General features: G+C 58.7%; 19 protein-coding genes and 2 pseudogenes. 17 read left to right on the plus strand and 4 right to left on the minus strand.

The genetic code is table 11. The annotated features are described in order from the left end of the window. Positions 1 to 4: 4 nt before the first annotated feature. The 9 genes and pseudogenes from X728_RS141530 to X728_RS141495 all read left to right on the plus strand — a co-directional run bounded on the left by X728_RS141530 (position 5) and on the right by X728_RS141495 (position 8,365). Positions 5 to 304: a ferredoxin family protein gene (locus X728_RS141530; protein ID WP_031195876.1), complete on the plus strand. Its 300-nt coding sequence runs from the start codon at positions 5 to 7 to the stop codon at positions 302 to 304. Between the two features lie 580 nt (positions 305 to 884). Continuing rightward, positions 885 to 1,036: pseudogene (locus X728_RS1000000171805) on the plus strand (helix-turn-helix domain-containing protein); the annotation flags it as partial. Between the two features lie 224 nt (positions 1,037 to 1,260). Further along, the gene (nifB, locus tag X728_RS141525; RefSeq protein WP_023832738.1) at positions 1,261 to 2,739 is read left to right on the plus strand and encodes a nitrogenase cofactor biosynthesis protein NifB; all 1,479 of its coding nucleotides are present in this window, start codon (positions 1,261 to 1,263) and stop codon (positions 2,737 to 2,739) included. 31 nt (positions 2,740 to 2,770) lie between these two features. After that, positions 2,771 to 2,965, plus strand: coding sequence for a 4Fe-4S dicluster domain-containing protein (locus X728_RS141520; protein ID WP_023672218.1), 195 nt, complete (start codon positions 2,771 to 2,773; stop codon positions 2,963 to 2,965). Positions 2,966 to 3,063: 98 nt separating this feature from the next. Then, positions 3,064 to 3,384 (plus strand): nitrogen fixation protein NifZ, encoded by a 321-nt coding sequence (locus X728_RS141515; RefSeq protein ID WP_023672219.1) that lies wholly within the window; start codon positions 3,064 to 3,066, stop codon positions 3,382 to 3,384. Next, entirely contained in the window at positions 3,381 to 3,593 is a 213-nt protein-coding gene (gene nifT / locus X728_RS141510) for a putative nitrogen fixation protein NifT (RefSeq protein ID WP_023672220.1), read from the plus strand. Before X728_RS141515 ends, nifT begins: the two co-directional genes overlap by 4 nt. A 32-nt stretch (positions 3,594 to 3,625) precedes the next feature. Continuing rightward, positions 3,626 to 4,519 (plus strand): SIR2 family protein, encoded by an 894-nt coding sequence (locus X728_RS141505; RefSeq protein ID WP_031195878.1) that lies wholly within the window; start codon positions 3,626 to 3,628, stop codon positions 4,517 to 4,519. 85 nt (positions 4,520 to 4,604) lie between these two features. After that, on the plus strand, positions 4,605 to 6,473 hold the full coding sequence (locus X728_RS141500; protein WP_031195880.1) for an ABC transporter ATP-binding protein: 1,869 nt from the start codon (positions 4,605 to 4,607) through the stop codon (positions 6,471 to 6,473). Then, complete coding sequence (locus tag X728_RS141495) at positions 6,473 to 8,365, plus strand: ABC transporter ATP-binding protein (protein WP_023685024.1); 1,893 nt, start codon at positions 6,473 to 6,475, stop codon at positions 8,363 to 8,365. Before X728_RS141500 ends, X728_RS141495 begins: the two co-directional genes overlap by 1 nt. Positions 8,366 to 8,920: 555 nt before the next feature. On the opposite strand, the gene X728_RS0136095 is transcribed toward X728_RS141495, so the two are convergent. The 3 genes from X728_RS0136095 to nifA form a co-directional block, all read right to left on the minus strand. Continuing rightward, the gene (locus X728_RS0136095) at positions 8,921 to 9,961 is read right to left on the minus strand and encodes an LLM class flavin-dependent oxidoreductase (protein ID WP_031195881.1); all 1,041 of its coding nucleotides are present in this window, start codon (positions 9,959 to 9,961) and stop codon (positions 8,921 to 8,923) included. Positions 9,962 to 10,050: 89 nt separating this feature from the next. Beyond that, positions 10,051 to 11,190 (minus strand): histidinol-phosphate transaminase, encoded by a 1,140-nt coding sequence (hisC, locus tag X728_RS141490; RefSeq protein WP_031195882.1) that lies wholly within the window; start codon positions 11,188 to 11,190, stop codon positions 10,051 to 10,053. Between the two features lie 234 nt (positions 11,191 to 11,424). Next, positions 11,425 to 13,188, minus strand: coding sequence for a nif-specific transcriptional activator NifA (gene nifA / locus X728_RS141485; RefSeq protein WP_023832743.1), 1,764 nt, complete (start codon positions 13,186 to 13,188; stop codon positions 11,425 to 11,427). A gap of 1,136 nt (positions 13,189 to 14,324) precedes the next feature. On the opposite strand from nifA, the gene X728_RS141480 reads away from it, so the two are divergent. Further along, complete coding sequence (locus X728_RS141480; protein WP_023706359.1) at positions 14,325 to 15,653, plus strand: dicarboxylate/amino acid:cation symporter; 1,329 nt, start codon at positions 14,325 to 14,327, stop codon at positions 15,651 to 15,653. Between the two features lie 304 nt (positions 15,654 to 15,957). After that, a complete protein-coding gene (locus tag X728_RS141475) occupies positions 15,958 to 16,989 on the plus strand; it encodes a LacI family DNA-binding transcriptional regulator (RefSeq protein WP_023703127.1) in 1,032 nt (343 codons plus the stop codon). Between the two features lie 598 nt (positions 16,990 to 17,587). On the opposite strand, the gene X728_RS141470 is transcribed toward X728_RS141475, so the two are convergent. Continuing rightward, positions 17,588 to 18,613 (minus strand): LysR family transcriptional regulator, encoded by a 1,026-nt coding sequence (locus X728_RS141470; RefSeq protein WP_023698291.1) that lies wholly within the window; start codon positions 18,611 to 18,613, stop codon positions 17,588 to 17,590. A 237-nt stretch (positions 18,614 to 18,850) separates the two neighbouring features. Between X728_RS141470 and X728_RS141465 the strand changes: the two genes are divergently transcribed. From X728_RS141465 to nodI, 6 genes and pseudogenes are all read left to right on the plus strand, one after another. Beyond that, positions 18,851 to 19,444, plus strand: a complete 594-nt coding sequence (locus X728_RS141465; RefSeq protein WP_023685029.1) for a NodA family N-acyltransferase — start codon at positions 18,851 to 18,853, stop codon at positions 19,442 to 19,444. Then, entirely contained in the window at positions 19,441 to 20,100 is a 660-nt protein-coding gene (nodB, locus tag X728_RS141460) for a chitooligosaccharide deacetylase NodB (protein WP_023672235.1), read from the plus strand. The genes X728_RS141465 and nodB overlap by 4 nt, the downstream gene beginning before the upstream one ends. Before the next feature lie 13 nt (positions 20,101 to 20,113). Next, positions 20,114 to 21,472 (plus strand): chitooligosaccharide synthase NodC, encoded by a 1,359-nt coding sequence (nodC, locus tag X728_RS141455; protein WP_023687361.1) that lies wholly within the window; start codon positions 20,114 to 20,116, stop codon positions 21,470 to 21,472. Positions 21,473 to 21,485: 13 nt separating this feature from the next. Further along, a complete protein-coding gene (gene nodS / locus X728_RS141450; RefSeq protein ID WP_023685032.1) occupies positions 21,486 to 22,115 on the plus strand; it encodes a nodulation methyltransferase NodS in 630 nt (209 codons plus the stop codon). A 37-nt stretch (positions 22,116 to 22,152) separates the two neighbouring features. Beyond that, positions 22,153 to 22,386, plus strand: a pseudogene (locus X728_RS141445) (carbamoyltransferase N-terminal domain-containing protein); the annotation flags it as partial. A 54-nt stretch (positions 22,387 to 22,440) separates the two neighbouring features. After that, entirely contained in the window at positions 22,441 to 23,352 is a 912-nt protein-coding gene (gene nodI / locus X728_RS141440) for a nodulation factor ABC transporter ATP-binding protein NodI (protein ID WP_023685034.1), read from the plus strand. Positions 23,353 to 23,355: the final 3 nt, after the last annotated feature.

Genomic DNA, 23,355 nt, shown 5'->3' on the forward strand with positions numbered 1-23,355 from the left:
CGATATGACCAGCGCAGCGACGAAGTCACGTGTCGATGACAAGCTTTACCAGAACCGCTACTTGGTGGATTCCGGCCGCCCGCACATCAAAGTGCGACCGCACCAGAAGCCGAGCGCGAATTTGCTCGCGCTGACCCACGTCTGCCCGGCGAAATGTTATGAGTTGAACGACAAGGGTCAAGTGGAGATCACTGCCGACGGCTGCATGGAGTGCGGCACCTGCCGGATTTTGTGCGAGGCGAGTGGTGAGATCGAGTGGAACTATCCACGCGGCGGTTTCGGAATCCTCTTTAAATTCGGATGACCGGCGCACGCACACTTAAGGCGGCGATCATCCAGTACAGCTGAGTCTCGGCCATGCCAATTTTTGCTTTAATCGCCACTAAATGAAGAGAAATTGCACGAATACTGTTCTTGCATAATTCAGCCTCAGATAAAAAATGCAGGTTCACTCTGGACGACAACCGCTGAAGTCGTCTCTATGAGCCACCGGGCCGCAGATCGGGTCGACGAGGCCCTGAACCGCCCATCCAGCATGCCCTAAGCAGATACCCGCTCAGGGACTCTACGATATGTGAAGGTGCCGACCGCCCCGAGCGAGCTGGAGATTACGCTCGCCATACGCTGGCCAATTGTCGTGAACGTCCTGCCCGCTTTCTGCAGACGGGTAATTGAGCGATCGTCGTCCTGGACGCTGAAGGAGAGCCGCAGATTGCCGGCACTGCCGGCAATACCCACGCACCTCAATCAGGCACTCGCCGCCTCATATCACAGGCCGTAACAGATCAAGCGAATTGCAGCTGCCGGCCAGTCGCATCGGCGCCTCCGCAGCAAGGTATCTCCTCTTACGGCCGCATCCGAACCATGCCGCTTGTCGCCCGCATCTGACGGAACGCAACCGGCTGATCGACGCGATTGACAAGGCCGGTTGGGTTCTGCCTGGGCGGCTCGTATCCTCGGCCTCACGCCATGGCAAATCGGCTACGCCCTGCGCCGGCATGGTATCAGGGTGAAGAAATTCCAGACGTCGCGATGACGTCAAGCGCAAGCAGCCCGGAGTGGTCTCGCTCACACTCTGCGCGCCCGAGGCTGCTAGCCTCGCGACCCTATTTGCTTGTCCACTGTCGTAAGCCCGACAAAGGTGTGCAGCAATCCGAAGGAATCTGACACGAGAAGCCTATTCGTGAACCGAAACAGCTCTTTGAGCTGGCATAGCTCTTGCGCATTGAACTGCGACATCACGCAGCAACGGAGCCGTTCATGTCTGCACCGGCAATTTCGCTTGAGAGCCTCAGCACGACATTCGGTGACCAGTTGCTTGGCACCATGAAACTCGGGGGCTGCGCGTCTTCGTCCTGCGGCTCGTCGACAAAGCCCGACGACACGGATCCGGCTGTCTGGGAGAAGATCAAGGATCACCCCTGCTTTTCAGAAGAGGCGCATCACTATTTCGCGCGTATGCACGTCGCGGTCGCGCCGGGCTGCAACATCCAGTGCAACTACTGCAATCGCAAATATGACTGCGCCAACGAAAGCCGGCCTGGGGTGGCCTCTGAAAAGCTGACGCCCGATCAGGCGCTACGCAAGGTGATCGCGGTCGCCAATGAGGTGCCGCAGCTTTCCGTGCTCGGCATCGCCGGACCGGGCGACGCCTGCTACGACTGGAAGAAGACGAAGGCGACCTTCGCCAGGGTCGCCAGGGAAATCCCAGACATCAAGTTTTGCATATCCACGAATGGGCTGGCGCTGCCCGACCATGTCGATGAGCTTGCTGACATGAATGTCGATCACGTGACGATCACGATCAACATGGTCGACCCTGAGGTCGGTGCAAAGATCTATCCTTGGATCTTTCACGATCATCGCCGCTACGTCGGCATTGAAGCCACCCGGATCCTGCACCAGCGGCAGATGTTGGGCCTGGAGATGCTGACCGCGCGGGGCATCCTCACCAAAATCAACTCGGTGGTGATCCCGGGCGTGAATGATGAGCATCTGATCGAGGTGAATAGATGGATTAAGGAGCGAGGCGCGTTCCTGCACAACCTTATGCCGCTGATTTCGGACCCGGCCCACGGCACGCACTGCGGTCTGAGCGGGCAGCGCGGCCCAAACGCAATGGAGATGAAGGCTCTTCAGGATCGTGTCGAAAACGGCGCCCAGTTGATGCGCCACTGCCGGCAGTGCCGGGCAGATGCCGTGGGCCTGCTCGGAGAAGATCGTGGCCAGGAATTCACAGTCGACCGGATTCCCGGCGAGGTCACCTACGATTCCAGCAAACGCAAGGCCTATCGGGAGCTGGTCGCGGAGGAGCGCCGTGATCACGTCGAGGCTAGGAGAGAAGCGATCGGATTGGTCAAGGCAGCGAGCCCCGGCAAGTCCCTTCTCTTCGCGGTGGCGACCAAGGGCGGCGGCCGCGTCAATGAGCATTTCGGCCATGCGAAGGAATTCCAGGTTTATCAAGCCTCGCTGAAAGGGATCAGCTTCGTCGGGCATCGGAAGGTGGACAAGTATTGCCTTGGCGGCTGGGGCGCAGAAGCCGCCCTCGATGGCGTCATCGCAGCGCTTCAAGGCATAGATATCGTGCTGTGCGCCAAGATTGGAAATTGCCCGCAGGATCAGCTCGCGGAGGCTGGAATCAGAGCCACCGACGCCTGTGCCCATGACTATATCGAGACAGCAATCAGCGCGATTTACATCGCCGCATCTGGGACCCCCACACTCGCGGCGACGGCCTGAGCTGTCTCATTCATTCGGACCAGGAGTTAAAATGGCTTTCAAGATCATCGCATCCCAATGCACCCAATGCGGCGCCTGCGAATTCGAATGTCCTTCCGGCGCGATCAAGTTCAAAGGCGAGAGCTACGTGATCGAGTCACAGAAGTGCACCGAATGCGAGGGGGTCTTCGATGCGCAGCAATGTGCCTCGGTATGTCCGGTGCCGAAGACCTGCGTTCCTGCGTAACGGACATTGGACTGCCGACATGGTTGGGGGCTGCCTACGCAGGACGCCTGGAACGCCTTGTTCGCAATCTCAGCCGCAAGAGAAATCAGGGAACGGACATGTCGCTCGGACGCGAAGAGGAGATCGAAATCCGCAGGCCTCCACGATTCATGCCGGGAGAGCGGGTACGTGCCACTCGCCACATAAAGAATGACGGCACCTATCCTGGCAGGGAGATCGGCGAAAATCTCGTGCGGAAGGGGGACGAGGGATATGTGCGCGACATTGGCACCTTTCTCCAGCAGTTCTTCATCTATGCGGTCGAGTGGATCGACCGTGGCACCGTAGTCGGTATGCGAGCGCGTGAACTGATGAGCCTCGACGAGGCCGAGGCGCCCTGCAGTGCTGAAAGCAATACCAATGAAGGGACGGCCAGATGAAAGTCATGATCCGCAGGACCGATGCTGGTTTGTCAGCGTATGTCCCCAAAAAGGACCTCGAAGAGCCGATCATCAAACTCGAGAAGGAAGAGTTGTGGGGCGGAACGGTCACGCTCAGGAACGGGTGGCGGCTCCTCCTACCCGATCTCCCACATGATACGCGTCTGCCGATCACCGTCGAGGCAAGGAAGATTTCCGAAGAGGGCTGATGCTGCCCCTAGGTGCGTCGCGAGGAAACGAGATGAACACGATCCTGACATGGGGCCACCTCGTCATTGTGCGGGACAGTTTTGCTGAAAAGCTGCTTGACCTGGCGAAGGAAGCGCTCGCCGCCGATGAGGTGATCCCCTATCTCGGTCCGGGTCTTCTTGAGTTGAACTGTGTGGAACCGCCTGTGCCGCATACCCCGGAGGTTGTTGCCGCGGCACTCAATGCACGGGCTCCAGCCCCTTCCAGGATCCGCACCAATATGTGGTCGGTTGCACAGTTCATCGAACAGCGCCGGCATCGCCGGACGCTTCAAGCTTGGATGACCGACATATTCGCAGCGCCGGTGGGGCCGACCCCCTTCCACGCCTGGCTCGCAAGGCTGCCACTCTCCCTCATCATCGACAGCTGGTATGACAGCGCGATGCGCACGGCTCTGGTAGAGACCGGCCGAACGGACGTCCTTGAGATACAAGGCGTCACGCGCGCGAATGAAATCGGCGACATTTGGACGAAAACCTACGATTTGTCCGGGAGGGAGCTCGACCCCCGATTGGGGGCCAAGACGGTTCTCTATTCACCTCACGGGAGTATTACGCCCGCGCAAAACTTTCTCGTCGCAGATTCCGACTACGTCGAAGTCCTGTCCGAAATTGATATCCAGACACCGATCCCAGACGCTGTGAAGGAACGGCGCATCACCCGTGGATTTTTCTTCGTTGGCTGCCGCTTCAACGATCAGATGCTGCGCACCTACGCCAGACAGATCATGAAGCGCTCCCGCGGTCCCTATTGCACCGTAATGGACGCGGAAACCCTGACCAGAAACGAAGCGCGTTTTCTTGCGGCAAGCGGAATCACGGTGATCGACATGCCACTAAGTCAAGCGGCGGCTCGGCTTGTGGGAACGGGCACGGCTGCAGGTTGAGGACGGGATTAACAATGGCGGATGCCTTTGATGATGTCTGCTTCGGCTTTCCTCGAAGGCGCAAAATGCAGTCGGGAATACACCCGTGAACAGTGAAGCTGTCAGCGGCGCAACGAACGCACTGAATTCGTTGGCCCATGTTGAAGCGGCGCGCTGGGGCCGGGATTTGAGTACGCTGTTGCGCATCACGCGTATGAATCTGCGCCATCCGTGGCAGGTCGCCCTCGCTATGGGCTCGACGATCATGGCGGCAATCCTCCAGTTGCTCATTCCCCATCTTCTCGGCCGGGCTGTCGACCAGACCCAGACAGCTATCGGGGGCGGTGTCGCGGGGGCTGCGGCAGGACAAGCGCTCTGGGCCCCGGCTCTCCTGCTGCTCGCCGTCAGCGCGCTACGCGGCGTTTTCACGATGGCGCAGAACTATTTTGCCGAAGCCGTCGGGCATCATGTCGCGTACGAATTGCGGCTCGCCTACTACGACAAGATCCAACGTCTCAGCTTTTCCTTTCACGACCGGGTCCATTCAGGCGATCTGATAACCGCCGGAATGCTCGATCTCGAAGGCGTGCGGATGTATTTTTCCACCGGGCTCATGCGGGTGCTCCTGCTGACGATGCTGATCGGGATTGGCGCTTACATGATGATCTCGACCGATCCGATGCTCGGCTTGGCCGCGCTCAGCTTCGTGCCTTTTGTCGCTTGGCGCTCATCGACCACACAGCTTAGGCTGCGCGCCACCTGGCTCGACCTCTATGAGCGCCTTTCGGTACTAAGCCGCGTGATGAAGGAAAATCTCGCAGGTATCCGTGTGGTCCGCGCTTTTGCGGCTCAATCCTATGAGATGCTGAAGTTCGACGGCGCTTCCAAGAACGCGCTCGACCTCGCCAACGATCTCGTTGACATCTACGTACCCAACACGTCGGCGATGACCTTGTCCTACTTTTTCGCAATGGGATTGGTGCTTGGGATCGGTGGCAACAAGCTCGTCGCTGGCGAGATCAGCGTCGGAACCATGGCGACCTTCCTGACCTTCATGACCATGCTGCAAATGCCAGTCCGCCAGATCGGTCTCATGGTCAATGCGTTTGCCCGCGCTTCTAGCTGCGGTTCGCGGCTTTTCGGTCTCCTCGATCAGGAGATCACCATCAGGGATGCTCTCGAGGCCAGACCGCTTGAGATAAGTGACGGCACTCTGCGCTTCCACAATGTCTCATTTGCCTACCCCAACGCCGAAAACCGCGCCATTCTGAAGAACCTCAGCTTTGAGGCCCGGAGAGGCGAGACGATCGCTATCGTCGGTCCGCCGGGTTCCGGCAAATCGACGATGGCTCATCTGGTCCCCCGCTTTTACGACGTGACCGGTGGCGCCATCACGTTGGACGGCCAGGACATACGCAATGTCACCCTCGAGAGCCTTCGCAAGGCGGTCGCGGTTGTACAGCAGGATGCGTTCCTATTCACAACAACGATCGAGAACAACATCGCTTATGGCGATCCCTGGGCGAAGAGACAGCGAATTGAACGCGCTGGAGAATTCGCCCAGCTCCACGACTACATCCTCGGGCTCCCGGCAGGGTATGAGACGGTCGTGGGCGAACGCGGCGTTTCTCTCTCTGGCGGCCAGCGCCAGCGTCTCACGATTGCTCGCACCATGATGCTGCGCCCCTCCGTCATCATTTTCGACGACTCGATGGCCGCGATCGATGCCGGCACCGAGCTGCGCATTCGCGCGGCGATGCGGCGCTTCGCAAAGGATCGGGTGACGATCATCATCGCGCACCGGCTGAGTGCGCTTAAGCATGCCGATCAAATCCTTTTTGTCGATAAAGGCGAAATCGTAGAACGCGGCACGCATGAAGAGCTTCTGGCGAAGCGGGGACGCTACAGGGCCCTTTACGATCTCCAGACGCGCCCGGGTGATAGCATTATTAGCCAGGATGGGGGCGCCCGCTGATGGACCAGGGCCGCGGCGAACTCGAAGCCGAACGTGACGATGGGAGACGCCCTCCGCGCGCGGTCGTCGGCTCGCACCGGATCGAGGAGGAGATGTTCGGCCGGGCTTTCGACAAGAGCATCCTCCGTCGCATCTGGGGCTTCGTCCATCCCTACCGGGCAAAGGTAGTTGTCACGATTGTCGCGATGCTGATCTTCACCGGGACGCAGCTTCTCATCCCCTTGATCATCCGCTACGCGATCGACCTCGGCATGAACCCGGCAAGGCCCGATCGCTCAGCCCAGCTTGCGGCCGTCGGCGCGTTCCTTTCGGCGATTTTGGTCAATTTCGCCGCCGGCTACATGCAGGAAGCCTTGGATGGGAAAATGGCCGAAACTGTCCTGTTCGACATCCGCCGCGCCATGTTTGGCCATCTGCAAAAGGTTTCGCTCTCTTTCATGGACAAGACCGAGGTCGGACGCCTGATGTCGCGCCTGCAAGGCGACGTTAACTCCATACAGGAGTTCCTGGAAACCTCGGTATATTCCCTAGGCGATGTTGCGCTTCTCTTCGGCATCGTTTTCGTAATGCTGTGGCTCGACTTTCGCCTCGGCCTCCTGACGCTATCGGTTCTGCCGATCCTGGTGATCGTCCGCATTGTCTGGTTGCCGCGTGCCCGCGACGCCTTCATGGCTGCACACGAAACCAATTCCGTCGTCAATGGCGCGCTGGCCGAAGCCATTCACGGCGTGCGGACCATACAGTCAATGGACCGCCAGCAGGTGAATTTCAGTCTTTTTGACGATCGGGCCCATGCCAACCTCAGGACCCACCTGATCGCTGCCAGATATGCACTGGTCATGGTGCCCATCGTCGATGGCATCACCGGCCTCGCCTTGGCCGCCGTTATTGTGGTCGGCGGCTCGATGGTCATGAATAGCCGTATAGATGTGGGCGTGTTGGTAGCCTACCTATTTTACATCCAGCGCTTCTTTGACCCGATCCGCTCACTCACCCTGCAATATTCGGTCATGCAGCGCGCCATGGCCTCAGGCAAGCGCCTGACCGATGTGCTCGACGTCAAGATCGATGTTAAGGACAAACCCAATGCCGAGGTGCTTTCGCCCGAAATGGACGGCTCGGTCGAGTTTAGGGACGTCACCTTCGGCTACGATCCGAACCGTTCGGTTCTGAAAAATGTCTCGTTCAAGGTCAATCCGGGCGAGACGGTCGCACTAGTCGGACCGAGCGGTTCTGGCAAATCGAGTGCGATGGCCCTGGTCCACCGCTTCTATGATGTTCAGCAGGGTCAGGTGCTGGTCGGCGGACATGATGTACGCGACCTCACCCAGGAATCGCTCGGCCGCCAGGTCGCCATGGTGCTGCAGGAGCCATTCCTGTTCACCGGGACGGTCTTCGAGAACATTCGATACCAGAAGACGGAAGCCACGCGCGACAAGGTGATCGAGGCGGCCAAGGCTGTCGGCGCGCATGACTTCGTCATGAGCCTCGCCGACGGGTATGAGACCCAACTTGGCGAACGCGGCGACAACTTATCTCTCGGCCAGCGCCAGCTTATCAGTTTCGCCCGCGCCCTCGTCGCTGACGCCAAGATCCTCGTGCTCGACGAAGCTACCGCCAATATCGACAGCTACACGGAATTGCAGATTCAGAAGGCTCTGATCAAGCTGCTTGAAGGGCGGACTGGCCTCGTCATCGCCCACCGTCTCGCCACGGTCCGGGGGGCCGACCGCATCATCGTGCTTCAGAATGGCCAAGTTATTGCGACTGGCAACCACGATGAGTTAATAGCCATGGGCGGACTGTATTCCAAACTCTACTATCTCAACTACGCCTCCTTCGACGACCTTCCCGAACACGATACCACCGTCCAAGCTGGCTCTCAGACCTGACATCTTGGCGGCCTTGTGGTAGTGGCGTTGACTTTCGGGCGTGTCGGCAGACCACTCAGGCCACCGCATCCGGCCAGCAGCCAGCATTCAAGAACGAGCACTCCTCGCAATTCGTGAAGACCGGCTGCGAACGATTTCCTCCAGCATCGTATCCGACCGCGGTGCACCACCATCATCGGGCGAGCTCGCTGGAGGTGTTGGCTGGGCGTCGCAAAGCCGCTCGCGAGCGCGCCCTCAATAGCGCCGTAGCGAGTGACGGCTTTGCCACCGACGGGCCGCTGATGAAGCTGGATTAGTGGGCGCCGCACCGACGCCGCCCCGGGCGAGAAGAACCTCCTGCGGCTGGCTATGGGCAACGACTAGCGCCAGCGCGACGAGCAGACGCGTGCCGGCATCGTGACGCGCTCGGCTACCCTCTCCTTAGGATCGTGCATGTTCACACGATGGCCCAGACGCCAGCCAACGCACAAGGCTGGTATTCTGTGCCGCCTGCTCGTCGTCAGTTTGGCCTCCTCCCGATTGCCCGCCCCACCACGTGCAAGCTCGAGCACATGGTCAGCCAAGTCGAGCCATGATTTCGGATTGAATGGTCCTCGCGGTGTAAAGGGAAGCATCTAGCGGCAGATTTCCAAATGCCATTTGACAAAGCAGGTAGTTGGCACCTGCCTCTTCCAACTGATCTAGCAGAGCTTTTCGCACAGACTCTGCTGATCCTACCACGCACAATTCACTCTCGACTGCCGCATCGAAGGTCAGCGGCAAGTTTGGTGGAGTGGGGATAGCGTTAAGCTCGTAAAGGAATTGGAAGCTCTTGAGCCAGCGTGCGTAAGCAGGTGCCGCGAGCGAATAGGCATGTGTGTCACAACGCCCAATCACGACCATGCGGAGCAATCCGACAAATCTCCCTTGATCCCCCCCGCCTGCGTTGTCCTCTCGATAGGCGCGGAACGCATCAGTAGTTTTGCGAACAGAAGAGGAAGGTCCTACACACGCGATATTTGTTCCATTCGCAGCGGCCCAAGCTGTGGACTCGGGTCGATTGGCAGCGACCCATGTGGGCGGATGTGGACGCTGATGAGGTCTTAGCGTCAAAGGAACGTCATTGAGATCAAAATGGCGACCTTGATAGCAGAGCGTGCCGACCTCGCTCGAATTAACAAGTATTTGCATAAGAATTTCGCTGGCTTCGGCATAACGGCCCGGCACCGCGTCAGCACCAATCCCGAAGTAGCCCAATTCGGTCGGGAGAGCACCGCGCCCTATGCCCAGTTCGAGCCTGCCACCGCTCAACTGGTCCAGCATACAGATCTCTTCGAACGCACGCAGCGGATGATAAAGCGCAAGCAGCATCACCAAGGGTCCGAGACGCAAGCGCCGGGTGCGCTGGGCGACGCTCGATAAGAACAGATTCGGCGATGGACCTCTCCCATGGGGAGTGCAGTGGTGTTCTGCGAGATGATAGGCATAGAACCCTAGCTGATCGCACGCCTCTGCTAATATCAGGCGATCTTCGTACTGCCGGCCTATATCGCGGCCATCCTCATCCAAATGATCGAAGATGCCGAAAGCTAGGTTTGAAGGAAAGACGTTTGTCACTCTTTAAGTCCCCGATTTTAAAAGCAGGCTGTTTTCTTGCTGGGGTCACCAAGCAAGTCGGAAGAGATGTGTGTGATCGCCGATTAGCGTCAGCGTAACGAAGAAGCAGAGCCTGACGCTTCCCTGCCCCTGAAGCTTGGCACCGTTAAGCTTCCAGCGATGTCGCCAGCGGCAGCAAGAAATTCATCCATCTGCTCTTTTGTGCCGATGCTGACGCGGATACAGTGTTCCAAGCCTTTGTCCGGAAAAAACGCGACAAGTATCTTTTGCCTCTCCAATGCTGCTTGCCACCATGAGCCGTCCTGTCCCGCGGGCACACGGGCCAGCAAGAAATTTGCGCGGGAGGGTGTTACGGAAAATCCGAGTTGCGATAGTGCAACTGTCACTCGCTCTCGTTCATCCTTGATGTGCTTGTGGTTGTCTGCGTAGGCGCCGCGATGCGCAAGCACGCTGATACCAACGGCATGCCCGATCACGTTCATGTTGAAGACGTTCTGGATGTTTCGCAGCCTTCCAATAATTTCAGGGTGACCGAAACCGAAACCGACGCGAATGCCGGCGGCGGCATAGCTTTTCGAGAATGACCTCAAGATCAGAAGGTTCGAATACCGGTTGATGAGGCGCAGTCCGTGATCGGGTGCAAAGTCGACGTATGCCTCATCAAGGACAATCAAGCGGTCCGATTGTGCTACGAGGCGTTCGATATCGCTGATCGGGAGGAATGTTCCGGTCGGATTGTTTGGATTGGCCAACATAATAAACTTGGCGTCTTTTGCCGGACCGGAAAGCAATTGCTCCATTGGCAGGGAATGAGCTTGACATCCGATTTCGAGGAACTCAGCGCCCTGAAGCATGGCAAGTTTGCGGTTGAACGAAAACCCTGGCGACATCATCGCAACCTTGTCGCCGGGTGCGAGGAAAGCTCTGTAGATCAGTCCGAGCAGTTCAGACGACCCGTTGCCAGCGATGACCTGATCCCTGGAAACGCCATAGGTGCTGGACGCTGCTTCCCTCAATCTGAAGTTATCGTCATCCGGATATAGATACTGGCGCTTGAGGGCCGCCACTGCACTTTGCATTATGATTGGCGGCAACGGAAACGGGTTCTCATTCGTATTCAGCTTGATAAAATTTGCGTCCGGCGCTGGTCCGTTGGACGGCAGAGCATCCAACTGTCGTGTCACTTGCGAAAGAGCCGAAAGCACAGTTTGCAGTTTTGCATCGGACATATTTAACTCCGTTTCAGTCACACAGGGGCATCCGTATGAGCTCGCAACGAGAGCAACATGGCGGACGGGATTGACGATGGCAGGGTTGCCTTTCACACAATGGTCGCAGCGCCGGCTGACATGGGAATTCAGCCAGGCTGTCCTCGGTCGAATCGAGTTGACGCGCACGCGGATCTGCATCGCTGCGCGGCGCCAAGGCGCTAAGCGGCTCAGCTCATGCCCAGGGTCATGCTTTCAAAGACGCTTGATCTCGACGCCGTATTTCCTCAGCACGTAGCCAATCTGTCGCGGGGTCAGCCCAAGCAAGCGCGCTGCCTTTGCCTGCACCCAGCCACATCTTTCCATGGCAGCAATGACGCGCTCTATATCGGGCGTCCTCGCGCCAATTGGGTGGGTTGCGCCGGCAAGCGGGTTAGTCGCGGCCGAACTGGCGGCCTCGTCCGGGGGCGTGGCCAAATTCGCTGACTCCGGCAGGATCGGCGGTGGTTGCAGCGCGGCCTTGCCCGATCTGCACTTCCACAGCGCCTCGGCAAAGCATTGGCCTTGGGAGCAGGCAAAGTCGTTTCTCCCGATTGACAGTCCCTCGGCCAGGATCGCTGTCCGGTGCACGCAATTTTCAAGCTCGCGAATGTTGCCGGGAAACTCACATTTCATCAGCACTTCAATCGCACGCGGATCGAAGGTGAGCGTACAGCCGTTCTCGTCGTTGAACTTCTTGAGAAACTCAGCTGCGAGGAGCGGAATATCGCTGCGCCTTTGGCGCAATGCTGGTACCAGCAAGGGAACCACGTTGATGCGGTAGTACAGGTCGGCGCGGAACTCATTCCTTGCAACCGCCTCTTCCAGGTTCCTGTTCGTGGCGGCAATCACGCGAACATCGACCTTGATGGTCTGATTGCTGCCGACGCGCTCAAACTCCTGCTCCTGCAGCGCGCGCAGTAGCTTTGCCTGGAACGAGGCCGAGATCTCGCCAATCTCATCCAGAAACAACGTCCCCTTGTCAGCGAGCTCAAAGCGCCCCTTGCGGGAATTGAATGCGCTTGTGAAGGCACCCTTCTCATGACCGAACAATTCGGATTCCAGGACTGTCTCTGGGAGCGCTGCACAATTGAGTTTAACGAAGGGCCGCTTGGCGCGCGGCGACAACTCGTGAATTGCCTTGGCAGCCAGCTCCTTCCCGGTACCGGACTCACCTCGCAACAGAACTGTGGTTTTTGCCTTCGCTACGACCGCGATCTTCTCCAGCAGGGCGCTTATCGCCGGACTGTCACCAATCATCCCCTCGACGTGAACCTTTTTGCGCCGGGGTGCAGGGTGCTTAACATCAGAAAATTTCGTTTGCAGCCGATGTTCCAGCTCCGGCGCTCGCTCGCTGTCGGCCGCGTAGAAGCGATGCAACTTGACTGTCTGTCCCACCATGTTGGCAATCATGGTGAGCAGCCGGACATCATCGTCGAGCCCATAGCTTGACCTGCTTTCCAAAACCCGGTCCAAAGTCAGCGCGCCTATGGCGTTCCCATCAACACGAATGGGAACGCCGATGAACGACACGGTGTCGGAGGCCCCAAGCACCTCGATATCAGTGGCAGTGAAGGTCGGATGCATCGCTATGTCGTCGGCGACGAGCGGCGTGTCGGTCGTCACAATCTGATCGATGGCGTTGCGCGGCAGGCGCGACCGGGAGGGCTCATTGCCGTTCGTGCCGCAGCCGCTGGCCACTGTGATGTCCAGTCCGCCCTCGGCATCGCAGAGAGCGATGATGCCGTGCCGCATCTGCACAAACGAGTGCAGGAGGTCGACTACCTTGGCCAACTTGAGTTCGAGCCGGGCGGCATCGGCGAGTACTTTCGATATTTCGAAGATGCCGGTTAGCGCGCGCTCGTGCAATGCCACATTCGCAGGATTCGTGTCGGGCTTTGGACAACCCTTTATCGCATTCGGCAGCGATATGCCGCAGTCGCGGGCATTCTGTTCTGACTTGCTAATGTTGTGGTGCATGTGATCCTCGATCTCGCGCCATCAAATCTAGGCTGGCGGCATGTGCGCCCGCGACGTCGCGGGCACGCGCGAATATGCTCCGACGTGAACTCGTGCCGCCGCCGTGTGGTCGAGTGCAAAGCGGGTCTAGCCCTGACGCATCGCTTGGCTACTCCCTCCACGAAGCTTGGCCATGTTATTGGCTTGCCCCGGGCAAACACACGTTGTTTTCAAAAGACTGGAGCGAGGCGGCATAGTCAATCGAGCTTTCTTTCATCTGTGAAAGGAAACCTCGCGGCCTATGATAGGATTCATCAGTTCTATCTTTGCGTTGAAGCAGAAATACCTGGGCCGGCCATGCGTTGCCCGAGCGGCTGACCGCGCGGAGTGTAAATGCGGGGCCGTGCCATTCACCAGCGCCCGCGAAGGAGGGGCGGGAGCGAGATAACCGCCAACGGCACTGGTCGGTTGCGGCAACCGCCATCTTTCTCGAGTTGATCAGGCGGCGGCGATGTCGGGTGTGAAGGCGCGAAGCTGGCGTCGAGTACGACTTCGTAGGCGGTGCTCGCAACTTCTGAATCGCATCGTCGTGGTCAGCACCATCACCGGCCTGGGGCCGAAATCGGCACACTCAATGAGCGCATCGAAAAGTCTGAACAGATTACGATGCGACCGCTTGAAAACGGCTGCCCCTGCTGCGGGCGTTCATTTGCAAAATGGGTCGTCCAAAGGACCGTCCGAATTTATTCTGTGCATTGCAGTGGCTGCACGGTCGTAGGCTGTCCAGAAACGAGCGCTTCCGAACAGGGGTAAGTTAGCCTGTCATCTGGACGGCCTTGAACAGGCGACACGATGGGGCCCGGTCCAAAGCCGGCTAACGAGGAACCCACCACGCTCTGTGCAGCAAACCGCTAGCCAGAGGGATCGACCGGCAGCACTCTGCCAGAGACCATCAAGGGCGTTCGGACCGCGACCTTGCCCGCTGGTCTGACACCGCATTCCTCCATCATTGGCGAGCCCACGTCAGTTCAGGTGATGCGGATTCATCTGGCATGGGTATTGCGGCGGCGTTGGTGCAGCGTTCGACCGGAGCGCCGCGATAGGGAGAAGCCCGGGAGAAGTCACGCCACCTCGATCCGGTCAGGGAGAGAGAAACAGTGTCAGCTGCACAAGTCCGCGGCGCGAGTCCCGCGCCCCGCAAACCCTTCTACACCAAGCTCTACGCCCAGGTGCTTGCCGCCATCGCGCTCGGCGTCGCAATTGGCTATTTTTATCCGGAGACCGGCGAGAGCCTGAAGCCGCTGGGTGATGCCTTCATCAAGCTGGTCAAGATGATCATCGCGCCTGTCATCTTCCTGACAATTGCGACCGGCATTGCTGGCATGAACGATCTTCATAAGGTCGGCCGGGTCGCCGGCAAGGCAATGGTTTATTTCCTCACCTTCTCAACGCTCGCGCTGATCGTCGGCCTCATCGTCGCCAATGTCGTCCAGCCTGGCGACGGCCTGAACATCGATCCGGCCTCGCTCGATGTCCAGGCCGTGAATACCTATGCCGCAAAAGCCAAAGCGCAGTCGGTCACCGGCTTCCTGATGAACATCATCCCGCCAACGATCGTCGGTGCCTTCGCGGAAGGCGACATCCTGCAGGTGCTGTTCTTCTCGGTTCTGTTCGGCATGGCGCTTGCGATGGCCGGAGAGACGGGCAAGCCTGTCGTTTCCTTCCTCCAGGCGCTCATTGTGCCTGTCTTCAAGCTCGTCGGAATTCTGATGAAGGCCGCGCCGATCGGCGCTTTTGGCGCGATGGCCTTCACCATCGGCAGATATGGCATCGGTTCGGTGGTCAACCTCGCGATGCTGGTCGCGACGTTCTATTTCACCGCCTTCCTCTTCGTGTTCGGGGTTCTCGGCGCAGTCTGCCGGTACAACGGCTTTTCGATTTGTTCTCTCATTCGTTACATCAAGGAAGAGCTGCTGCTTGTCCTCGCAACGTCCTCCTCGGAGGCGGCGCTCCCGTCGCTGATGGAGAAAATGGAGAAGGCGGGCGCCAGGCGTTCGGTTGTGGGTCTCGTCATCCCGGCCGGATATTCGTTCAATCTGGACGGCACGAATATTTACATGACGCTAGCGGCTCTCTTCATCGCACAGGCGACGAACACGGATCTGTCCATCGGCGATCAGGTGCTGCTGCTGCTCGTAGCAATGCTTTCCTCCAAGGGCGCTGCAGGTGTGACAGGTGCGGGCTTCATCACCCTGGCGGCTACGCTCGCGGTAGTTCCGAGTGTTCCCGTTGCTGGGATGGCACTGATACTCGGCATCGACCGATTCATGTCCGAATGCCGGGCGCTGACGAATTGCGTCGGCAACGCAGTGGCATCCCTCGTCGTCGCACGCTGGGAAGGAGAGTTGGACCGAGCACAGATGAAAGCTGCCTTCAGCGGTCATCAGCTTACCGAGGCATCAAACCGGCTACCCTCCTGCAAGTAAGGTGGGCGGCCCACGACCTGTCAAGTCGCTTAGCTGGTCACATAACTGAACGACCGACCCGCAGCCTCTAAACGGCTCCTCACGGACCATGTATCAGAAGCGCTAAATGTGTGAGTGCAAATCGTCACCGCACTTTAAGCGAATGAGCCTTTCAGTATACCCGGCCGGTTTACGTCTGCAATGATGTTCGTCCAACACGTTGTGCCCATTCGTATGGGGACGTCTTCACTTTGCCACCCGAAACCGAAACGCGCTAGGCGGACAGAGAGCCGGCCCGCGTCAAAAACCAATCAGAATAGGACCTATGACCAAGCGCCCCACAATTGCCGATCTCGCCCGCGAAGCCCGAGTCAGCGTAGCAACGATCGATCGGGTTCTGAACGCCCGCCATCCGGTGCGCGAGGAGACCGCGCGGCGGGTCCACGACGCCGCCCAGGCGATCGGCTATCATGCTGCCGGGCTAATCAAGCAGCGGTTGCGGCGAGACCTACCGCACTACCGTCTGGGCTTCATCTTGAGAAAACCGGCCCAGCATTTCTACCAAGATTTAGCGCGCGAGGTCGAAGCATCGGTCAATTTGGCCCAGTCCTTCCACGGCATTCCGCTCGTCGAATTCGCCCCGTCACATATGCCGAGCGACCTGATCGCGCCGCTCAAGGAGTTGGGCGCACGCTGCCATGCAATCGCGATGGTGGCACCGGACCACCCGAAAATCACAGCAGCGGTTGAGGACCTCAAGGCCAAGGGCATTCCGGTTTTCTCGCTGCTTTCCGACTTCGCCGCCGGCGTGCGACAGGGGTATATCGGCCTTAACAACCGCAAGGTGGGGCGCACGGCCGCTTGGATGGTGTCCAAGGTCGCAAAACGGCCCGGCAAAGTGGCGGTGTTTGTCGGCAGCCATCGTTTCCAGGGGCACGAGCTCCGTGACGTCGGCTTTCGCTCCTATTGCCGTGAGAACGCGCCCACGTTCGAGGTGCTGGATCCGGTCATGAACCTCGAGAAACGGCAGATCACCTACGAGGCAACGCTTGATCTCATGCAGCGGGAGCCCGAGCTCGTCGGCTTCTATGTCGCCGGCGGCGGCATGGAGGGCGCGATCTCCGCGCTCCGAGAAGAGGGCAAAAGTCGGGATCTCGTCGCGATCGTGAATGAAATCACACCTGAGTCTCGGGCAGCGCTTGCAGATAACATCGTCACGATGGCGGTCGCCACGCCAATGCGCCGGCTTTGCCAGGAGCTGATAACGCTGATGACACGGGCTATCGAGACCGGCACCGCTGAAACACCCGGACAGACATTTCTGCCGTTCGACATCCATCTGCCGGAAAATATATGAAGGCGGAAGCGCGAGGTAGATTGCCTAGATCCGCAGCGTCAACCTCCACCGGCTTCACTTGCCAACATGCCCCACGTTCTCGTGCAGGGGGTGTGGTCAATGATCCCGCACGGCAAGAGCCGAGCGAGGCCAGCACAGTCCATTTGGGGTCGACCTCGTCGACCGCCATCTCCTCGCCTGGCTGCACGTGAAAAGCCGCGGCACAGCCGGCAAGGTAGGAATTTAACCGGGCTAACCATCTTCTGGGACTTCGCACGCAAATCGAGGCGGCAGTCAATTCAGTAGCAGCCCGGGCGTGTGTTCTGCTCGTTCCGGCCCCTCGCACTTAGCAAGGAACTGCGCCGCTCTGCCGGGCCAAAGGCCCGACGCCCGAAGGGCGACCGCTCCTACGCGATCGCGTCCGCCTCCAGAAGCCGCCATCGAAAAGAATGCTCGCGTCGTCACCACCTACGGCCATAGCGGGCAATCAAGGCAGCTGGCATCACTCTGCCACACATCCTCAACGAGCAACTCGCCTGAGATCAGCCCAGAACGTAGGTTACACGCGCCGCGCCGGCGCTTGTCGAACATGCTGATCAGCCTGTATTACAGGCGGTGATTAGGTGGGGCTCAACATCTTCCGGGACTTCGCACGCGATTTCGAGGTGGCAGTCGGTACCAAGAAACGAAAGGTCGGATCGGCGTGCCCGAGACGCTCAATAATTTCAGGCAAAGGCGCCAAGCGAGATGCCTCCTGCAACATCATTTCCCGCATCCACACGCTTGCCGGATCACTATTGTGAAGCTCAGGCCATTGGACGGCTTCCGTGAATGCAGGAGGAGGAAGTGGCGGCGGAAGTTGGACAATCCGCAGGGGTGTTGTTTTTGCGAAATGCTGCGCCAGCCGTAAGGGCATAGTCCCGATGCGGCTGGTGCCTGACAGGACGGGCGGGATCAGGCTAAAGCCCTGTACGACAACTTCGATACGTCTCTCGAAACCGTGCTCGAGCAAATACCATTCCTCCATGGTGGGCTGCCGGGTGTGCCTGAATTTGAGCACAACATGCCCCATGCACAAGTATCGCTCGAATGTAAGTGGCTCCGACAGCTGCTTGTTCGTGCCGCAGCCTACGCCTACGAGCTTATCTTCGAACAGGGCTGCCCGAGGATGTTTCGACATGAACACTTCCGGCATAATCAGAAAATCAACGTCGCCGCGCCGGAGAAGCTCCTCGGGGTCGTCGCAAATAGGCAGACATTCAAAGCGAACGGCGGGAGCTTCCCGCGCAGCGCGCTCTACTATCTTCCTAAAAAATACGAGCGTGATGTAATCGGAAAGCATGATTCGGAAGAGACGATCCGATTGGGCCGGGTTGAAGGCGTCGGGGGAAATAATCGATAGCTGGATGTGCAGCAATGCGTCCCGGACTGCTGGGGCGAGCCCGTCGGCGCGCGGCGTCAAAATGAGCTCGCGGCCGTTCATCGTAAATAGCTCATCGTTGAAATAGGCGCGTAGCCGAGCAACGGCGGCGCTCATGGCCGGCTGGCTCAGGTTGATACTGCGAGCCGCGGCAGTGACTTTACGCTCCCTCATCAGAGCGTCCAGCACAACGAGGAGATTTAGATCCAGCCCTTTAAAACGCATGTCATGTTCTATCCAACGTGTGGATGCGTATCATTCAAACAATCAATTTTACGAATTTACGAGCCATGCATTAGAGGAACGGAAAGTGAGCGACGTCAAGCTCAAATCGACGACACGGGCCGGAACTCGAGAGAGCGTCTGGCTCACCTTCGCCAACGACAACGGCTGAGTGCAGCCACCAACGCCGCTTTGGTCGAGTAATGCGGCCACAAAAACCAATATGAAGAGAGGTCCTGAATGCGCCATCAGGTGCAGTGGAAGTTGTGCTGGGAAAACGAGTTGCAGCTCTCCGATCACGTTAAGCTCGCCGAGTTCTTTCGTGATACGTACGGGCCGACTGGGGCGTCCAACGCAGAACCGTTCGAAGGTAGTCGAAGCTGGGCCGGAGCCAGGCCTGAACTCCGCGTAATCGCCTATGATTCAAGCGGTGTAGCGGCTCACATGGGCATACTGCGCCGTTTCATCAAGGTCGACGCGGTCGACCTGTTGGTGGCTGAACTGGGCCTGTACGGGGTACGTCCGGACCTTGAGGGTCTGGGAATCGCCCATTCAATCCATGTCATGCTTCCAATACTGCAGGAGCTTGGCGTTCCATTCGCTTTCGGAACGGTCAGGGACGCGATGCGGAATCATGTTGAGAGGTTCGGACGGCGATACAGCCCTATGGCCGTTTTGTCGGGAATTCGCGTGCGCTCCACCCGACCAGAGGCCCGCCTCGACCTGCCGCCCACACGCATCGATGACGCACTCACAATTGTTCTGCCAGTTGGACGGCCGATCAGCGAATGGCCCACGGGCACGATGATAGATCGGAACGGACCAGAGCTATGAGCCGGTCCGATTGCTTGTACGAAGTGCGCCGTGAGTGCTCTGACGGCACCGGCCGTCGAAGCGTTTATCTGACGTTTGACGACGGTCCCAATCCACTTTTCACACCGGAGATTCTCGACGTGCTGGCAGAGCAGCGGGTGCCGGCGACTTTCTTCGTCATCGGCGCCTACGCCTTAGAGCACCCATATCTAATCCAACGGATGATCGCAGAAGGGCACGAGGTAGGCAACCACACGATGTCTCATCCGGATCTGTACCAATGCGGTTTCGGCGAAGTGCAACGTGAGGTCTTTGAAGCGAACGACGCCATCATGAGAGCGTGCCCGCAGGCCTCGGTCCGCTTTGTTCGCGCGCCCTACGGCGCCTGGAGCGAAGAAGTCTGCACAGCATCACAGATCGCCGGGCTGGCGGCCCTTCATTGGTCCGTCGACCCTCGAGATTGGTCTCGCCCTGGAGTCGAGGCGATTATCGATAAAGTGCTCGCCTCCGTCCGGCCGGGCGCAATTGTACTCTTGCACGACGGATGCCCTCCCGGCGAGTTGAGCCAGGGCGCTCACGCCGGCATGCGCGACCAGACGGTCACGGCGCTGTCCCGGCTGATTCCAGCACTGCGTGAGCGCGGATTTGTAATCCGCTCACTTCCTCAACATCACTGAACAACGAGATCCCATGACTCTTCTTGGTACAACCAGCACTGTGGCCATTTCGCTTTATGCACTGCTCTCGACTGCCTATAAGAGCATGCAAGGGCTTTATGCTATGCCGACAAAGGATTCGTCGGCGTTGGAGGTTCTCGCCGGCTCCGACAAACTGCCCAGCGTCGATGTCATCGTCCCCTGCTTCAACGAGGATCCGCGCACGCTTTCAGAGTGCCTGGCTTCCATTGCAGACCAAGAATACGCCGGAAGACTTCGGGTCTATTTGGTTGATGACGGTTCTGGAAATCGCGAAGCCTTAGGAACTGTCCACGAAGACTACGCGCGCGACCCCAGGTTCGACATCATTTTGCTTCCCGAGAATGTTGGAAAGCGCAAGGCGCAGATCGCCGCGATACGACGCTCATCAGGGGATCTGGTGCTTAACGTTGATTCAGACACGGTACTCGCGCCCGACGTCATTTCGAAGCTTGTACCGAAGATGCGAGATTCAGCGGTCGGCGCAGTCATGGGTCAGTTGACGGCCAGTAACCGAACCGAGAGCTGGCTGACCAGGCTGATAGACATGGAGTACTGGCTGGCTTGCAACGAGGAGCGCGCGGCACAGGCTCGCTTCGGTGCCGTTATGTGCTGTTGCGGCCCATGTGCCATGTACCGCCGGTCTGCGCTCCTTTTGTTACTGGACCAGTACGAGTCGCAATTTTTTCGGGGCAAGCCAAGCGACTTCGGTGAGGATCGCCATCTCACTATCCTGATGCTGAAAGCAGGCTTTCGAACCGAATACGTTCCGAGCGCCATCGCGGCCACAGTCGTTCCGAACAGACTCGGACCGTATCTGCGCCAACAACTCCGTTGGGCACGAAGCACATTCCGGGACACACTGCTTGGGCTGCGCTTGCTGCCTAGCCTAAATAGCTATCTCACGTTGGACGTGGTCGGACAGAATCTCGGCGCGCTACTCCTCGCCCTATCGGTATTAACGGGCCTCGCACATTTCGCACTGACAGGCACTGTGCCTTGGTGGACAGGACTGATGATTGTGTCCATGACCATGCTCCGATGCAGCGTGGTAGCATTTCGTGCTCGACAATTTCGATTTCTTGGCTTTTCGCTGCACACGTTCATCAACGTCTTTCTCTTGCTTCCGTTGAAGGCCTACGCGCTGTGTACCTTGAGCAATAGCGATTGGCTGTCGCGAAGCTCTGCTGTCGCTACATCGAACACTGGGGGAAAACAGGCCCCCACCCAAGCTCCGATCACTGGTTCCAGCAGGGCAGAACTCTCGCCCCATTCGGCTCCGCTTCGCAGGCTCAGTCTTGCGCGGGATTCTTCGGAATTAGTCCTGTCGGACAACATTTGCGGCGACGATTGATCGCAAATACCTAATGGACGAAAGGTGCACGAGTTTGACCCAGAACGTGAATCATCAGTTGCTTGATCGGGAATTGGCCGCCGACGATCCGTGGGGCCTCGACGGCAATCCATTCGAGCGGAAGCGCCACACGCAAATGCTCCAGCTGGCGCTTGCCCAAGGCTCCATTACAAATGCCCTCGAAGTCGGGTGCGCTGCCGGCGCATTCACGGAAAAACTAGCCCCCTACTGCCAAGGGCTCACCGTCATCGATGTCGTGGCGCAAGCGATTGCTCGAGCACGTCAACGGATAAAGGAGCCGTCGCGCATCAACTGGATAGTCTGCGATGTTCAACAGTTTTCGACCGACGAGTTGTTTGACGTGATCGTTGTGGCGGAGGTCCTCTACTACCTCGGAGACATAGCCGAGATGCGCGCGGCCGTCAAAAACCTGGTGCGGGTGCTTGCGCCAGGCGGGCATCTGATCTTCGGATCGGCAAGGGATGCTAATTGCCGTCGCTGGGGTCACGCCGCTGGTGCTGAGCCGGTCATCGCCATGCTGAACGAAACGTTGATCGAGGTAGAGCGGCTTGAGTGTCGGGGCGAGTCGGTCAACGAAGACTGCTTGCTCGTCCGTTTCCGGAACCCGATTTCCGCTTCCTGATGAATCTCGAATCTATCGCCGTTAACGTGGAGACACTATGCGCATCTGTGGTACCAAGCTGACCCATGATGGGGCGATCGCCCTGGTCCAGGATGGACGGCTCGTCTTCTGCGATGACCAGGAAAAGCGGCACAACGATCCGCGTTACCAATCCATCGATAATCTCGACGCAATTGTCGCCGCTTTAGCGGAGCAGCGGCTAGATCCTTGTGATGTCGATCAGTTCGTTATCGACGGCGGGGATGGCGAAGACGAGTCACAGTTTCAGATCGGCAGGGAACCAAGCGACCGCCAGTTTTGTCGTCCCTCTCGGTAAAATGAACCCATGTCCATGATAGCGATCGACCTTACTGACGTAAGCAAAACTTATGACAAGCTCGTTGTCGACAGGCTGTCGTTCCGCGTTGCGGCGGGGGAATGCTTCGGGCTCTTGGGACCGAACGGCGCGGGCAAAAGCACGATTGCGCGTATGGTCCTCGGCATGACATCGCCTGATGCGGGGAAGATTACTGTGCTCGGCGCTCCAGTGCCGGCGCGCGCGCGTTTGGCACGTATGCGCATCGGCGTGGTCCCGCAGTTCGACAATCTTGATGCCGCGTTCACTGTACGCGAGAACCTGTTGGTGTTCGGGCGCTACTTCCGGATGAGCAGACGCCAGATCGATGCGGTCATACCATCGCTGCTTGAGTTCGCCCGCCTCGAGAACAAAGCGGATGCGCGCGTCGCCGAACTGTCCGGCGGCATGAAGCGGCGCCTGACGCTCGCGCGTGCGCTCATCAATGACCCGCACTTGCTGGTGATGGACGAGCCGACCACCGGCCTCGATCCGCAGGCCCGCCACCTGATCTGGGATCGGCTGCGATCGCTGCTGGCGCGGGGCAAGACTATTCTTTTGACTACCCATTTCATGGAAGAGGCCGAGCGGCTGTGCGATCGGCTGTGCGTTATGGAGGAGGGGCGCAAGATCGCCGAAGGTCGCCCGTCCGAACTCATTGACGAGCAGATCGGCTGTGACGTGGTGGAGGTCTACGGCGGCAATCCGCATGAACTAGGTGCGCTGATCCGGCCGTACGCACAGCGCATCGAGGTGAGCGGTGAGACGCTTTTTTGCTATGCACCCGATCCGGAGCAGGTGCTGGCGCAGCTACGCGGGCGCACGGGTCTACGCCTTCTGCAGCGTCCCCCCAATCTCGAGGATGTGTTTTTGCGGTTAACCGGGCGCGAGATGGAGGACTGAACA

The organism is Mesorhizobium sp. L103C119B0, from assembly GCF_000502235.1.
GTDB lineage: Bacteria > Pseudomonadota > Alphaproteobacteria > Rhizobiales > Rhizobiaceae > Mesorhizobium.